Here is a 14,729-nt window from a genome sequence, read left to right as displayed (position 1 = left end):
GGACATATGTGCCTTGCGCTTAGTGCAGATCGGCGCGCATGGACGGCACGACCAGCGCGTCGGCGGCGAGCACGCCGTCCTCGACGACGAAAAGCGGGTTGATGTCGACTTCCCGGACGCAATGCCGCGCATCCCATGCGAAGTGCGACAGCGCCGCCAGGGCTCGGGCGGCCGCGTCCACATCCAGCGGGGCTGCCCCACGTACGCCGTCCAGGATGCGGCGGCACTGCAGCTCGTCGAGCATCTGGCGCGCCGTGTCCACGCCGAATGGCGCCAGCCTGCATGAACTGTCGCCCAGCAGTTCGGCATAAATGCCGCCCGCGCCCACGACCACGACGGGGCCGAAGACTTCATCGTTGACGACGCCGGCAATCAGTTCGAAACCGCTGCGCACCATTTCGGACACCAGAACGCCGTCGATACGCGCATGCGGGGCGTGCCGCCGGGCGTTGTCCAGAACTTCCGCAATGGCGCTGTCGAGTTCCGCCCGGTTGGCGATGCCGACCTTGACGCCGCCGGCTTCGGTTTTATGTGGAATGTCTGGAGACACGACCTTGGCCACCAGGGGGAAAGAGAGGTTCTCGAGCCCGGCGGTATTTCCGCTCGTGACGAAGATGTCGCGGGTGACCGGGATTCCGGCGGCTTGGAGTATTGCCTTGGATTGTGCTTCGGACAGAGAGCCGTGCGATTGCACGATGGAATCGAGCGCGGCGCCGATATTCTGGGCAGAGGCCTGCTGCGCCTGCCGGCCGGCTTCCGCGGCGATGTCTGCCCTGCGTTCGTGGTAGGCGGCCAGCGCGGCCAGGGCGCGTGCAGCCCGTGCGGGCGAGGGGAAGACTGGTATTCCGGCTTCGTCCAGCATCTGCAACGCTGCCCCGACTTCGCTCGGCGGCGCAGACGAGAACACCACAATGGGCTTGTCGGTGTCCGGCGCCACGCGCCGCAGGACTTCCGCTGCGGCGATGCTGCCCGATTTCCCTGTGGTGGCCAGATTGATGCATAGCGCACCGGCATTGGGGTCGTCCAGGGCCGCGCGTATGGCCTTTTCCAGTTTTTCCTGGTTTGCCTTGTTGAAGTAGCCGGCCGTCAGGTCGATGGGATTGTGTACGGCGCCGATGGCGGGCACGACACCCGACAGGCGGGCCTGGGTATCGGCGTCGAGCTCGCACATCTTCATGCCCACGCGCTCGCCCGCATCGGCAAATACAATCGCGGAACCCCCGGATACGCCCATGATCACCACACCGCGGCCTTGTGGATACTTGGCCGAAGCGAACGCGCGCAGGTAATCGACGGCTTCGTGCAGTTCGCCGATCTCGACGATGCCCGTCTGTTTGAAAAGCGCCTGGTAAAAATCGTAGCTGCCCGTCATGCTCGCCGTGTGCGAAGCCGCCGCACGTGCGCCTTGTTCGGTGACGCCGCCTTTCCAGAGCAGAATCGGCTTGCCTGCGGCCAATGCGCGGCGGCCCGCATCCAGCAGCGCGCGCCCGTCGTTGGTGCCTTCTATATAGGCGACGATGCATTCGGTTGCGTCGTCTTCCAGCAGGGCTTCGATGAGTTGAACCGTATCGATATCGCTTTCGTTGCCGGTGGCGATCACGTGGCGGAATCCGATACCGGCCTGGGCACAGGCCAGCGCTATGCTGTAGCCGAAGCCGCCGCTTTGGGTCAGCAGCGATACGCCGCCGCGCTTCAGCTTGGGCGCCCGGGTCATGCTGCCGAACGCAGCGTAGACATCCGAGTGAATGTTGACCAGCCCGAGACAGTTCGGCCCGATCAGCCGTACGCCGCCTTCCCGGGCGATCTGGAGCATGCGCTGTTCGCGCTCGATGCCTTCCGCCCCGGTTTCCCGGAAACCGCCGCTCAAGATGACGGCGAAGGGCACTTTTTTTGCCGCGCATTCTTCCAGCACCGTAAGCACGGCCTTGGCTGGAACGCCTATGACGACCACGTCGACAGTTTCAGAAATGGCCGTGACTGACGGATAGCATGACAGCCCCTCGAACTGTGGGTATTTCGGGTTGACGGGGTATATCTTGCCTTGATAGCCGTTGGCCAGCAGAGCCCGAACCGCTTGGGAGCCGGGCCGGGCGGCCTCGTCCGACACCCCGACGACGGCGATCGAGCCGGGCTCGAGTAGCTGTCTGAACTTGCTCATGCTTCAAGGACTCCTGGTTTGTGCGCTTCCGGAGGCCGGGCTCGAAGAAGTCGCGCTGCTTGTGTGTGATGGATATGGGGGCGGGTGGCGAGGGCTTCTGCATCGTGCGCCGCATTGATAAACGGAACTGTATCCAATACCTTGATCCATGTCAAATTTTTGAAATTAGTTCTGATCAATGAAACGAAAGAAAGATAAAAAAAACGCGCCAGGATCAATGCGGGCGGGCTGGCACTATAGGGGGGGGTGTCCTGCTATGCAGGCGCGATATTCGATTGATTTCGATTATCGAAACTAGTTTCTAAAATTGACGAAAAAAATGGATCACTATAGAATCGAATCGCTGCCAGCGGGCACGACATCGTGCATGCCTGTGCGATGGGAAGGCTGGGATAGCAGCGGGAAAAGGTTCAACACTGATACGGGGACACATGCCATGCCTTTCATGGCCTTGAAGACAAACAGGAATATGCCGCAATGACCATCAAAGGCAAGGCTTACATCGTCGGCGCCTACGAGCATCCTTTGCGCAAGGCGCCCAATCACTCTGTCGCACAGTTGCACGCCGAAGTCGCCAAGGGCGCCATCGAGGATGCGGGCCTGACCCGGGACGACATCGACGGCTACTTCTGTGCCGGCGATGCGCCCGGCGCGAACCCCTGGTCCATGGCGAACTACCTGAACCTGAACCGGCTGCGGCATCTGGATTCCACCGATATGGGGGGCTGCTCGTATCTGATTCACGTGGCCCATGCGGCCGAGGCCATCGCAGCCGGCAAGTGCAACGTCGCGCTGATCACCCTGGCGGGCAGGCCCAACTCAGAGGGCCTGTCGGGTACCCAGGTGCGGGTGCGGGGCGTCAACCTTCCCGATTCGCCTTATGAAATGCCGTATGGGCCGGTAACGGTGAACCTGTACGCCATGGCCGCCATGCGGCACATGTATGAGTTCGGAACCACCAGCGAGCAGCTCGCCTGGATCAAGGTGGCGGCGTCGCATCATGCGCAGCACAATCCCAACGCGATGCTGAAGAAAGTGGTCACGGTCGAAGATGTCTTGAATTCCCCCATGGTGTCAGACCCTTTGCACCGGCTGGACTCCTGCGTGGTCAGCGACGGCGGCGGCGCCATTGTCGTGGCACGTCCTGAAATAGCAAAATCATTGAGCCGTCCCCGCGTCAAAATTCGTGGCGGTGCAGAAACCAGCAAACACCAGATGGGCGGGAAAATCGATCTGAGCTATACCGGCATCGCATGGGCCGGGCCCAGGGCATTCGAAGAGGCGGGCGTTACGCCGGCCGATATCCAGTACGCCTCCATCTATGACAGCTTCACTATCACGGTACTGCTGCAGCTCGAAGACCTCGGCTTTTGCCGGAAGGGGGAGGGCGGGCGGTTCGTGGCCGACGGCAATTTGATTTCCGGCGTCGGCAGCCTGCCGTTCAACACCGACGGCGGCGGGCTTTGCAATAATCATCCGTCCAACCGGGGCGGCATGACCAAAGTCATCGAGGCCGTGCGCCAGCTGCGCGGCGAAGCGCACCCGCAAGTGCAAGTTCCGAACTGCGGGCTTGCTTTGGCCACGGGCGTGGGCGGCGCCATAGGGCATCGCCATGGCGCGGCGACATTGATTCTTGAAAGGGAATAGGCCATGGATGCAGCAAGCGCGACGCGCAAGATCAGCGACCCCTTGATCAACCCCGGCGATGAGCCGTATTTCGAGGCCGCGGCGCAGGGGCGCCTGATGGTGAAGATTTGCGGCGCGTGCGGAGAACCGCACCATTACCCCAGGGCGATCTGCCCGTTTTGCTGGAGTTCCGACGTGAAATGGGCCGATACGGCCGGCACGGGAACGATATATACCTTCAGCATCACTCGCCGCGGCGCCGCGGCGCCTTATTGCATCGCCTATGTGACCCTGGACGAAGGCCCCGTGGTCATGACGAATATTGTCGATACGGATCTGGACGCCATCCGCATCGGCCAGCGGGTCAAGGTGGTGTTTCACAAGTCGGACAATGGCACGGCCGTGCCGATGTTCACTCCGGTAGCGGCGGCGCAAGCCTCGGGGCGCTAGAAAAGAAGGGGATTCTGATGCCTGCAAAATTGGCGCTGTACAGCGCCGTGGGCGCCGTGCTCACCCACTACGATGTCGACGTGGACGCGGCCGAGCTGCACGAGCGGGCGAGCATAACGCTGCCGGCCAAGGTTCAGTACGCATGGCGTCATCCGCGCCTGCCCATACTGTATTGCACAGTATCGGACGGCGGCCCCCGGGTACCTTCCGGCAACAATCAGGTGGTGGCGCTGGACATCGCCGCCGATGGGACGCTGCGGCGGCGCGGGACGGCTGCGGAACTGCCGCGCCGGGCCGTGCATATGTGCGTGGATCCCGCGGGCCGGCACGTGATCAATGCCCACAACTACGATGGCGGCAGCCTGAGCCTGCATCGCCTGGATGCGGATGGCTCATTGGGCGGCCTGCAGGTGCAAAGCCCGCGGTTGAACTACGGCATCTATCCGCATCAAGTCAGGGTTTTCCCGTCGGGGCGCACTGTTCTGATCGTAGACCGAGGCAACAAGGCGCAGGCCGGAAAGCCGGAAGACCCTGGCGCCTTGCGTACCTTCCCGATGGAAGACGGCATGCTGGCCGCCGGCCAGGCGATTGCGCCGGACGGCGGCTATGGCTTCGGCCCCCGCCACGTGGACTTTCATCCCGGCCGGCCATGGATCTACGTATCGGACGAGCGCATGAACCGGCTGTACATGTTCCGGTATTCCGATGGCGACCGGATCGACAGCCTCCCCGCCTATACCCGCGACACGCTGGCGGATCCTGAAAATGTCAGGCCCAGGCAGATCGGCGGTCCCATCCATGTGCATCCCGCGGGCCGTGCCGTCTATGTGGCAAATCGAGCCGACCACACAGTGGAGCATCATGGCGAGCAGGTGTTCGGCGGGGGCGAGAACAATATCGCCGTTTACGCAATCGATCCGCAAACCGGGGAACCGCGGCTGGCCCAGCATGCCGAGACGCATTCGTTCCATGTACGTACATTCGCCTGCGACCCGGACGGGCGTTTGCTCGTCACAGCCAGTATCAAGGCCTTGAATGTGGTGGATGGCGGCGAGCTGCAAACGGTTCCGGCGGCCTTGTCGGTGTTCCGCGTGGCCGATGACGGCTGTTTGAGCTTCGTGCACAAGGTGGACGTGGCCACCCAGGGCTCGCAGTTGCAGTATTGGACGGGTATGGTGCGCGTGGGCTAGGCCGCTTGCCTGCTGATCCGGCGCCGCCGGCGTGCCCGCGGGCCGCGTGCGCAAAACGTGTGCAAAACAAGAGGGGGAACCTGCCAGGCTCCCCCTTTTTTTTGATGCCTTGGTATCTGCCCGGCGGATGCTCCGGAGCCTTGAGGCCCTTCAGCCAGCGGCCTCGAGCGGATATTGCAGCACCAGGGCTTCCAGGCCTTGGCCGCCGGCCTGGATCGTGAACCCGCTTTCGCTGTTCTCGACCACGACCATGGACCATTTGGGTAGTTCTTCGTTGTCGTGCACCAGGCTGCCATTGCCCACGAATACATAATAGCCGCCCGCGATGGACGGATCGGGGCCTTTTGCGGACATGCCCGCGCCAAGACGGACGATTCGGGCCGACATGCCGTCATCGCCTTCCAGCAAGGATTCCCAGGCGGCTTCCGTGCGGGCCTGCATAACCGGTTCAATGGAAAAGCTGACCTGCTCGGACGTAAGGTTGCGGCGCTTGCTGGGCTTGAGGTGATCGCGATAGCCAGGCTTGTCCAGATATATAGGCTCGGAATTGCCGGTATGCATGCGCAGCGCCACGAAAGCCAGGCCCTGGGGGCCGGCGGTAATGGGGCCGTAGGCGGTATGGTGATCTTTGAACTGGACTGTGAGCGGCTTGAGCTGTTGACCGCGATTTCCGATAGTGCCCGAGCCGGCGATGAACAGCTGGAACATGGTCACGCCGTGGAAATGGGGAACGATGGCTTCATTGGATTGAAGCTCCGACATCGTCGCTTGCGGGCCGGGCGCAGTGGCTTTTGAGCTGCGTGGGCCGAAAAACACGGTACCCCAGTGCTGTTGGCCTGTGCCGGGGGAGATGACGATGTTGCGCTTGGCAAGCGCATCCGTACCGCTACGTGTATAGATCATGGGAAATGCTCCATTTCAATCAGAGTTGCGAGGCAGATGAACCTGCCGCGGGCATCGATCCGCCAACTGCATCTTCGTGGCGATTTTTGGCAATCTTACCATAAAGTTCTATTAAATGATATTAGTTCCAATGATTAAAACTTTTAAGTCCGCCGGAAGCGGATCCGGCCCAAAAACGGGAGCTCGATCGGGGCGGGAAAGACGGAATGACGGGCTTGCGTGCTAGATCAGCGACCCCACCATCCCGCCGTCGACCAAAATGCTCGAGCCTGTAATGAATCCGGCCTGCTGCGAGGCGAGGAAGGTTGCTACTCCTGTGACTTCTTCTTGAGTACCCATACGGCCCAGGGGCGTCATTTTCTTGCGCGCCTGCGTCTGCTCGGGGGTATAGGCGGCCGCGCCGACGCGGTGGGAGGTATCGATCAGGGCCGGGGCCACACAGTTGGCGGTTATGCCCAGAGCACCGACTTCGTTGGCCAGGTGCTTGATATATGCCGTCATGCCTGCGCGAAAAACGGTGGATAGACTATGGTGGGGCATCGGGGCCTTGACCGATGCCGATGTAATCGCCACGATGCGGCCCCAGCCGCGCCCGCTGATCAACGGAATCATGGTGTTGGCCACTTGTATGGCTCCCCACAGCTGGCCGCGATAGGCCGTATGCCAGCGTTCCTCCTCGGTTTCGTCCAGGGTGGCGCGCAGGGGGTTGGGCGCCCGGCCCGTGTTCAGTATCAGGATGTCCAGGCCGCCGAAGTCGGCTTTGATCTTCGCGCCCAGAGCCGCGACGTCATCCGCGCGCAGCATGTCGCCGGGGAAGGCCAGCGCCTTGACGCCATGCGCTTGTGCGATGTCGTCGGCTATGGCCCGCAGCTTGTCGGCCGAGCGCGCGAAGAGCACGACGTTGACGCCTTCGGCGGCCAGCGCATGAGCAATATTCTTGCCCAGGCCTGCGCTGGATGCAGTGATCAGCGCCACTTTTCCGTTTATTCCCAAATCCATGAGCTCTGTCCCCGATGAATGCCAAGAAAGTGAAAGGCGACGAGCAGGATCTGCCTGTGGATCGCCTTCCTCGAAATTGAATTGACTGTGCCGGGAATGTTGTCCGGACGATTCTGCGATGTTTACGAAGTTATGCGTACTTCATCGTCTTCGACGATGAACCGGTGCGGCATGTCTTCCGATGCCCATTCCAGGTATTCCAGCACTTGCGTGAACCGAGGGTCGCACTGCTTCAGGGCTTCCGGCCGGTAGCTTTTGTCGAAGGCCATGGGCAGGAACGATACGCGCTGGAGGCCGTTTCGGGTGACGACAGCCTTGGCCAGCAGGCCGAGCGTGCAGGCTTTGCCGTAAGGCATATAGGGGTATTCGGGATCCAGATCCGCGTGGTTGCGCACGGCGCCGTGGCTCCAGGCGGGCTCGCTCCAGGACGGCGCGGCGAAGGGCTTGGTCATGGCAAACACGCCCAGGCTGTAGAAAATGGGTTTCCCTTTGTAGAGTTCGATGGCTTTCGGGATGTGCGGGGCATGGCCCACGACGATATCCGCGCCGGCGTCGATGGCGGCATGCGCCACGGTGACTTGGTAGTCGGAAATGACCCGAGGCAGGCGGATGACACCGGAGTGGAAGGCCAGCACCACTACGTCCGCTTGTTTTCGAGCAGCGGCGATATCTTCCAGCAGCCTTGCCAGATCGGCAGGCTCGGGCTTGGTGTGAATACGCACGGGCTCGTGCGGGCCGCGTTCGTCATAGGAAGTCTGCACGCCAACGGCGGCAATGCCGGGCTTGTCCGGCCCGGCTTCGCTGCCCGGTTTCCCCACCGAGCAATAGCCCAGGTATGCCACTTTGATGCCGGTGCGCTCGACGATGGCCGGGCGGCGCGCTTCGGCCAGATTGCGGCCCGCGCCGGTCACTTGAACCCCCTTGGACAGCAGCAGCTCGCGAGTGTCCACCAGGGCATCGGGGCCGCTGTCATAGCTGTGATTGTTCGCCATGGTTACGGCATCGAACAGGCCGTTCGTGAATATGGCGGACATCCCCACGTCCTGATTCACCTGGCGGGCCTGTTCCGTATAGACCGCGCGCGTTGAGTAGGTGCGCATGCAGTTGACGAAGCGGAAGTCCGCTTGTTGCAGAACAGGGCCCACCAGCTCGGTATAGCCCTGGATGGGGAATCCGTCAGCGGGCCCATGGGCCGGGCCGCAGTCGCCGGCGATCAATATGCTTGCAGGGTTCGGCACGCTTTCTCCTTGTTTTCTATCTGGTTTTTTGTTTCAATGATTGAAACTAATGCTATTTATAAAAACCTATGTTAGCATTCATCCATCTGCCACCCAAAGTATTTCTGCGGGCATGATGTTGCAATTCCCCTGCGCAGCGCATCAAGATGCGAGCCTCTCGAGGGGCTGCGGCAGTCGTCGCGTGCCCGCAAGACATTGCCTCGGCGTGGCGCCGGCAAGACTTTTTTTCTGGCAAGCGAGACGAATACATGGTGAATAGCAATGAGCGTGGCCCGGGTTGGACTGCAGCCCGGCGGCTCGACGGCAAGGTAGCAGTGGTCATGGGCGCTGGCCAGAGTCAGGGCGACGGCGTGGGCAACGGCCGCGCCGCGGCCATGCGTTATGCGCGCGAGGGTGCACGCGTGCTGGCTGTGGATCGCAGCCTGCAGTCGGCCGAAGAAACCGCCGCCCTGATCCGTGCAGAGGGTTTCGACTGTAGCGCCCAGGCCGCCGATGTGACCTGCGAGGCCGATCTCGTGGCTGTCATGCAAAACGCCCGGCAGCGCTGGGGTTCGCTGGACGTCCTGCACAATAACGTGGGGGTCAGCCTGGCGGGCGGAGACGCGGAACTGACCGAGGTCAGCGCAGAAGCATTCGACAACATCTACCGCATCAATCTGCGCGGCACCGCATTCGCGTGCAAGCATGCGCTGCCGCTCATGCGGGAGCAGCGCAGCGGCGCAATCGTCAACATTTCCTCGGCCGCTGCGGTGGGGCGCTATCCGTATGCCGCCTACAAGGCTACCAAAGCGGCCGTCATTGCCCTGACCGAACAACTGGCCTTGCAGAACGCGCCCTATGGCATACGCGTGAATTGTGTATTGCCTGGCTTGATTTCCACCCCCATGGCGGTCGATACGCGCGCGCGCACCTGGAATCAGACGCGTGAACAGGTGTTGTCCGAGCGCGTCGCCAAGGTGCCTCTCGGGCGCCTCGGCACCGGCTGGGACGTGGCCAATGCCGCTTTGTTCCTGGCCTCTGAAGAAGCGGCGTTTGTCACTGGCATTTCGATGCTGGTGGACGGCGGGCGCATGCTGAATCGCCTATGACGAGGCAGCCGGGTTTCGACATGCAGGTTCCGGGATGCGGCAGCGGGCTCGATGGCCCGTACAGGGCGGCCCGGACGATACAGAAACAGAAAGGTAGGAAAGATGAGCGATAAAAGTAGAATCAAGTACGAGCCTGCCGATGGCGTGGGTGTGATCACCATCGACAGTCCGCCGGTAAACGCCTTGGGCCCGGGCATGCGCGAGAGCATCATCGAAGCCCTGGCGCGCGGCAATGCGGATCCCTCGGTTCAGGCTTTTGTATTGATCGGTGCCGGGCGCAACTTCATCGCCGGCGCCGACATACGCCAATTCGGCAAAACGCGGTCGATAAATAGCAGTGTCAGCGCAGCGGCACTGGACGCCAGCGCCAAGCCTGTGGTAGCCGCAATCAGCGGGTACGCCCTGGGCGGGGGGCTGGAACATGCACTGGCTTGTCATTACCGCATCGCGGCCCCCGGTGCGAAGGTGGGCCTGCCGGAGGTGACGCTGGGCCTCGTGCCCGGCGGCGGAGGCACGCAGCGCCTGACCAGGCTGATCGGCCCGCGGGCCGCCATGGACATTATCTTGTCCGGCCGCCATGTCGGCGCGGACGAGGCCTTGCGCCTGGGAATATTGGATCAAGTCACTGACCAGCCCGACTTGCGGGCCGCGGCGATTCATTATGCCCGATCCATTGCCGCCGTCAGGCCTGTGCCGCGGGCGCGGGACAAGCAGAACTGGGCTGTCCAGGATGGCGAGCCGGCGGTGTTCGAGAGCATGCGCGCTTCGATCGCACGCAAGGCCCGGCATCTTCCGGCCCCGTCCCGGGCCATCGAATGCGTCGAGGCTGCCGTTCGGCAAAGTTTCGAAGATGGGCTCAAGGTAGAACAGCAGGCCTTTGCGGATCTCGAGAATACCCCCGAGGCGAAGGCGCTGCGCTATGCTTTCTTTGCCGAGCGCGAGGCGGCGAAGATTCCGGGCATCGAATCGGGCCTCGCCGCGGCGCCGGTCGAGTCCGCCGCGGTCGTGGGAGCCGGCACCATGGGCAGCGGCATCGCGATAGCGTTTGCCGATGCCGCCATTCCAGTGAAAGTGCTGGAATCCTCGCCCGAAGCGCTGGAGCGCGGAAGGCTGCGCATACGCGATACCTATGCGGCGCGCGTCAAGCGCGGCAGCCTGACGCAGGATTCCATGGATCAGCGTATGGCCCGCATACAGTTCGTACCGGGCTATGAAGACATCGCCGACTGCGACGCGGTAATCGAAGCTGTGTTCGAGCGCATGGACGTCAAGCACCAGGTGTTCGGCAAGCTCGATGCCGTCATGAAGCCGGGGGCTTTGCTGCTTACCAACTCTTCTGCGCTGGACATCGATCAGATCGCGAGCGCCACCGGGCGGCCCGGGGACGTCGCGGGCACGCACTTCTTCGCACCTGCGAATGTCATGAAGCTGTGCGAAGTGGTGCGCGGCGAACGTACGGCGGTAGCAACGCTGCAGCGTGCGATGAAAATGGGCCGTGCCATGGGCAAGGTCTGCGCCATTGCGGGATCTTGTGACGGCTTCATTGCCAATCGCAGCCGTGCGCCCATGATGACCGAAATGATGCTCATGCTGGAAGAAGGGGCCACGCCTCGGCAGATCGACAAGGTCATGACCGATTTCGGATATCCGATGGGGCCTTTTGCCGTCAACGACATATCCGGCCTGGACGTCAGCTACGAGGGGCGCAAGCGGCGGGCGCTCGCCAACCCCGAGTATCGCAAGCTGCACGTACCCGACCGGCTCGTCGAAATGGGCCGCAAAGGCCAGAAGACCGGCGCCGGCTGGTACCGCTACGAAAAAGGCGACCGCACCCCGCATCCCGACGACGTGGTTGCACAGGTCGTCGCGGCAGTTGCGAAGGAATTCGGCATCGAGCAGCGCACGTTCTCCGACGAAGAGATACTGCATCGTGTCTTGTTCGCGTCCATCAACGAGGCGTGCAAGATCCTGGAAGACGGCAAAGCATATCGTGCCAGCGATATAGATGTGATGTGGCTCAATGGCTTTGGCTTCCCCCGGCACAGAGGCGGCCTGATGTACTGGGCCGACACCATAGGCGCATCCGGCGTGCATCGCCAGATATCCGATTGGGCCCGGCGTTACGGGAAGCGCTGGATCCCCAGCCGCCTGCTGGCCGATGTGGCGGCAAGCAAGGGAAATCTGCGCGAGCTTCAAGGGGCGCAGGGTGCCGGCGCATGATGCGCCTGCGTCTTGCGTAGCCAGCTTAGTGAGATATAGAAATGACGATTGATCCGGAACGCGGGAGCGCCGCCGTGAATGCCGCTCCGCCCGCTGCCGCCGACACCTCCTTCAAAGTGTGGCAGTGCATATTGTGCGGTTTTATCTACGAAGAGGCCGCGGGGCTGCCCGACGAGGGCATTCCGCCCGGCACACGCTGGGCCGACGTTCCCGAAGACTGGGTCTGCCCGGAGTGCTCGGCCGTCAAAGCCGATTTCGAAATGATCGAGATTTAGGCAGGCGTTCTGCCCCCGCCGTGCATGGGCAGCGGGGGGCGCGGCCGGACAGTGGATCAGTGGGCTTCGCAAATCTGGCGCAGGCGTTCCACGACATGCTTGTTCACGAGAATACCTTGTCTGCGCCGGATTTCACGTTCCCGGAATCCGCGCTCGGAAGGTATCCGGATGTCCGAAACCCCGTCCATTCGGGGCAGGCCCTTGATCTTTGCAAGTAATTCCTCGAGCTCCGAGGTGAATTGCTCGGCTGGCATCAGCAGGCCAGGGTCGAAGGCCACGAATAGATATCCGAAATCGCTGACCTCGCCATTTCTCATCCGGGAGCCCGCCATCAGGCCCAGCGCCTGAATGGCGAGAGACAGGCCGAAGCCTTTGTATCCGCCGAACGGAAAGACGCCTCCTTCTTTCAGCTCGCGCGCGACCCGCGTGGGGGTGCCTTCCTTGTCTATGCCTACGATCTCGGGAAATTCTTCTCCCAGAAATGACTTCAACAGGATTTCGCCTGTCATGACCGAAGCCGTCCCCATGTCGAAGATGAACGGGTTGACTTTCCCGGGCAATGCGATTGCCAGCGGGTTCGTTCCCAGAGCCTTCTTTTTGGCCCCCGGCGGGACGACGGTGGGTGTGCTGCTGCCGAAATAGATGACCGCATATCCCGCGCGGGCAATTTTTTCCAGGTAATAGGCATTGCGGCCGGCAAACCAGCTGTTTCGCAGTCCTACGACGGCTACGCCCGATTTGCCGGCCTTCTCTATGACGATCTCTGCGGCCCGGTTGAGCGAAACGTAGCCCACGTTGTTGCCGCCGTCCAGCAGCGCCGACACCGGGCTTTCCTTGACGATCGACACCGGTGTGCAGGGATGCTTCAATTCGGACCTTTCGGCGATGACCAGGATGCGAGGCAGCCCGGCGAATTCGTACCCCCACATGGACGCATCGACCAGGTGCGTGGCTACGATTGCCGCGTTTTCTTGTGTGTATCCGAGCCGCGCGAGGGCGGATTGTCCCAGCGCGTGGGCGTCTTCCACGCTCAGCCTGACTGCGTCTTCGGTATCTTTGTCCAACAGGGTTTCGCTCATGTGGTGTTTCCAGTGAGAATGTGTTGTGTATGGTTTATTTGGCCGCCGGGCGGGCCGCCCGCGCGCCGCGTCAGGCCTGGAGCCGCAGGCTGGCGGTCAGTTCGCGCGAGGAAATGCCGGACGCGAGCTTTTCCACCGACGAGATGACTGCAGCGGCGTCGATGTCCAGCGTCGACAGCTGCGCGAGCCTGGAGAATTTCTGGATGCGTTCCGGCGGCGTGCTGGGATCCTCGGGGGTGCCATGTGCATCGAGCGTGCGCGCCGTCATGGTTCTGCCGTCCGTGAGCCTCAGGCTTACTCGGCACGAGAAGTGCCTCGGATACACTTTGTCGGCCAGCGGGTCGGCCGTCAGTTCAACCTTGCGGGAGATCGCCTGGCGTTGCGGGCTGCGGATTCGTTCCGGAGCGTATTCTTTGGGATCCAGGGGGTCGCCGGTCAATGCGACCGCCGCACAATACGGGATACTGTACTGGGCGTCCATGGTGTCCTCGATTTCGGTGTTGCCGTTGTACTTCACGGCGAATGAACTGGTCGCCACCGTGATGTGTTCGACCGAGGCCGGGTCGAACCCGTGTTGCGCCCGCAATGCCAGCAACAGCTGTACGACACCTTGTATCCACCCGCAGATCGGATAGGCCTTGACCCACACGTCGGTCAAGGCCCAGTGCGTGCCCAGGCCCTCATCGAGCCGTTCCGCGCGGGCCGTGTCGCCGCTGAACGCCTGCAGCAGGCCGAATTTGCCGTCCAGGGCGCCCAGCGGGGCGGTGAAGCCGCGATGCGCCAGGATCGCCATTTTCGTTCCCGCCTCGGCTGCGCGCCCCGCATGCAATCGCTTGATCATGCCCGCGCCGCCGCCCGCGGCAAAGTTCTTGATGCCGGAGGAACAGGAGCATGCCAGCCCCACCGCCCACTGGAGCTGCCGGAATTCCAGTCCCATGATCACACCCGCCGCAATCGCGGCCGCCACCGGCCCGACCACGCTGGTCTTGTGAAAGCCCCGGTTCGATGGATCGGTGCCCAGGGCAAGGCTGATACGCTCCGTCGCCTCATAGCCGGCGACTATGCCGCGCAGCAATTGCATCCCGGAGGCGTCGACCGCTTCCGCCGTCGCCAGGGCGGCAGGTACGATTACCGCGCCGGGATGAATCAGGGCGGCGGAAAGCAGATCGTCCAATTCGAAGCCGTGCATGGCGGTGCCGTTGCACAGAGCCGCCTGGCTGGGGGCCACTGTCGTGGACTGCCCCAGGACGGTGCACGGCCCTTGGCTGGCTTCCGCCATGGCCTCGCTGCCGACGATGCGGCCCCACGGCTGCATGGCGCCCAGCAGCCCGCAGCCCAGCGAATCGAGCAGGCACCAGCGCGCTTTTTCGATGAGCGCCGGATCGTTCAGGCCGCCCAAGGCATGGAGGAATTCGAGCATCCGGGTGGCGTGCGCAGCCGCGGGGCGGGGCGTGGTGGATTCCGAGGCCGGCATGAGGCTCATTCAAATTCTCTCGTCAGGCT

General features: G+C 62.6%; 12 protein-coding genes. 6 read left to right on the top strand and 6 right to left on the bottom strand.

Going from position 1 to position 14,729, the window contains the following annotated elements:
• Nucleotides 1-19: 19 nt before the first annotated feature.
• Nucleotides 20-2,158, bottom strand: a complete 2,139-nt coding sequence (locus CEY11_RS11695; RefSeq protein WP_088603562.1) for an acetate--CoA ligase family protein — start codon at nt 2,156-2,158, stop codon at nt 20-22.
• Between the two features lie 477 nt (nt 2,159-2,635).
• Between CEY11_RS11695 and CEY11_RS11690 the strand changes: the two genes are divergently transcribed.
• The 3 genes from CEY11_RS11690 to CEY11_RS11680 are packed head-to-tail and all read left to right on the top strand — an operon-like array spanning nt 2,636 to nt 5,424.
• Nucleotides 2,636-3,805 carry a thiolase domain-containing protein gene (locus tag CEY11_RS11690; RefSeq protein ID WP_088603561.1) on the top strand — a complete coding sequence of 390 codons (1,170 nt, stop codon included), beginning with the start codon at nt 2,636-2,638 and terminating at the stop codon, nt 3,803-3,805.
• Nucleotides 3,806-3,808: 3 nt separating this feature from the next.
• A complete protein-coding gene (locus CEY11_RS11685) occupies nt 3,809-4,234 on the top strand; it encodes a Zn-ribbon domain-containing OB-fold protein (protein WP_088603560.1) in 426 nt (141 codons plus the stop codon).
• Between the two features lie 17 nt (nt 4,235-4,251).
• The gene (locus CEY11_RS11680; RefSeq protein ID WP_088603559.1) at nt 4,252-5,424 is read left to right on the top strand and encodes a lactonase family protein; all 1,173 of its coding nucleotides are present in this window, start codon (nt 4,252-4,254) and stop codon (nt 5,422-5,424) included.
• A 150-nt stretch (nt 5,425-5,574) separates the two neighbouring features.
• Here the strand turns inward: CEY11_RS11680 and CEY11_RS11675 are convergent, their stop codons facing one another.
• From CEY11_RS11675 to CEY11_RS11665, 3 genes are all read right to left on the bottom strand, one after another.
• Complete coding sequence (locus CEY11_RS11675; RefSeq protein WP_233154843.1) at nt 5,575-6,327, bottom strand: hypothetical protein; 753 nt, start codon at nt 6,325-6,327, stop codon at nt 5,575-5,577.
• A 222-nt stretch (nt 6,328-6,549) separates the two neighbouring features.
• On the bottom strand, nt 6,550-7,326 hold the full coding sequence (locus tag CEY11_RS11670) for an SDR family oxidoreductase (protein WP_088603558.1): 777 nt from the start codon (nt 7,324-7,326) through the stop codon (nt 6,550-6,552).
• 122 nt (nt 7,327-7,448) lie between these two features.
• Nucleotides 7,449-8,564, bottom strand: coding sequence for a CapA family protein (locus CEY11_RS11665; RefSeq protein WP_088603557.1), 1,116 nt, complete (start codon nt 8,562-8,564; stop codon nt 7,449-7,451).
• A 248-nt stretch (nt 8,565-8,812) separates the two neighbouring features.
• Between CEY11_RS11665 and CEY11_RS11660 the strand changes: the two genes are divergently transcribed.
• The 3 genes from CEY11_RS11660 (at nt 8,813) to CEY11_RS11650 (ending at nt 12,147) form a co-directional block, all read left to right on the top strand.
• Complete coding sequence (locus CEY11_RS11660) at nt 8,813-9,652, top strand: SDR family NAD(P)-dependent oxidoreductase (RefSeq protein WP_088603556.1); 840 nt, start codon at nt 8,813-8,815, stop codon at nt 9,650-9,652.
• A gap of 102 nt (nt 9,653-9,754) precedes the next feature.
• A complete protein-coding gene (locus CEY11_RS11655; protein ID WP_088603555.1) occupies nt 9,755-11,872 on the top strand; it encodes a 3-hydroxyacyl-CoA dehydrogenase NAD-binding domain-containing protein in 2,118 nt (705 codons plus the stop codon).
• Nucleotides 11,873-11,946: 74 nt separating this feature from the next.
• On the top strand, nt 11,947-12,147 hold the full coding sequence (locus CEY11_RS11650) for a rubredoxin (RefSeq protein WP_233154842.1): 201 nt from the start codon (nt 11,947-11,949) through the stop codon (nt 12,145-12,147).
• Nucleotides 12,148-12,203: 56 nt separating this feature from the next.
• Here the strand turns inward: CEY11_RS11650 and CEY11_RS11645 are convergent, their stop codons facing one another.
• Together CEY11_RS11645 and CEY11_RS11640 are read right to left on the bottom strand one after the other, a co-directional pair.
• The gene (locus tag CEY11_RS11645) at nt 12,204-13,226 is read right to left on the bottom strand and encodes an Ldh family oxidoreductase (protein ID WP_088603553.1); all 1,023 of its coding nucleotides are present in this window, start codon (nt 13,224-13,226) and stop codon (nt 12,204-12,206) included.
• 70 nt (nt 13,227-13,296) lie between these two features.
• Nucleotides 13,297-14,709: an MmgE/PrpD family protein gene (locus CEY11_RS11640; RefSeq protein WP_233154841.1), complete on the bottom strand. Its 1,413-nt coding sequence runs from the start codon at nt 14,707-14,709 to the stop codon at nt 13,297-13,299.
• Between the last annotated feature and the right edge of the window lie 20 nt (nt 14,710-14,729).

Source organism: Candidimonas nitroreducens (assembly GCF_002209565.1).
Classification (GTDB): domain Bacteria; phylum Pseudomonadota; class Gammaproteobacteria; order Burkholderiales; family Burkholderiaceae_B; genus Candidimonas; species Candidimonas nitroreducens.
Note: the sequence above shows the minus strand (reverse complement) of the source record. Positions and strands in the feature narration are given on the sequence as shown.

What these genes read in the sequence shown, in the direction of transcription:
- CEY11_RS11695 (WP_088603562.1), bottom strand. Translation starts at nt 2,158, where the DNA reads ATGAGCAAGTTCAGACAGCTACTCGAGCCCGGCTCGATCGCCGTCGTC.
- CEY11_RS11690 (WP_088603561.1), top strand. Translation starts at nt 2,636, where the DNA reads ATGACCATCAAAGGCAAGGCTTACATCGTCGGCGCCTACGAGCATCCT.
- CEY11_RS11685 (WP_088603560.1), top strand. Translation starts at nt 3,809, where the DNA reads ATGGATGCAGCAAGCGCGACGCGCAAGATCAGCGACCCCTTGATCAAC.
- CEY11_RS11680 (WP_088603559.1), top strand. Translation starts at nt 4,252, where the DNA reads ATGCCTGCAAAATTGGCGCTGTACAGCGCCGTGGGCGCCGTGCTCACC.
- CEY11_RS11675 (WP_233154843.1), bottom strand. Translation starts at nt 6,327, where the DNA reads ATGATCTATACACGTAGCGGTACGGATGCGCTTGCCAAGCGCAACATC.
- CEY11_RS11670 (WP_088603558.1), bottom strand. Translation starts at nt 7,326, where the DNA reads ATGGATTTGGGAATAAACGGAAAAGTGGCGCTGATCACTGCATCCAGC.
- CEY11_RS11660 (WP_088603556.1), top strand. Translation starts at nt 8,813, where the DNA reads ATGGTGAATAGCAATGAGCGTGGCCCGGGTTGGACTGCAGCCCGGCGG.
- CEY11_RS11655 (WP_088603555.1), top strand. Translation starts at nt 9,755, where the DNA reads ATGAGCGATAAAAGTAGAATCAAGTACGAGCCTGCCGATGGCGTGGGT.
- CEY11_RS11645 (WP_088603553.1), bottom strand. Translation starts at nt 13,226, where the DNA reads ATGAGCGAAACCCTGTTGGACAAAGATACCGAAGACGCAGTCAGGCTG.
- CEY11_RS11640 (WP_233154841.1), bottom strand. Translation starts at nt 14,709, where the DNA reads ATGAGCCTCATGCCGGCCTCGGAATCCACCACGCCCCGCCCCGCGGCT.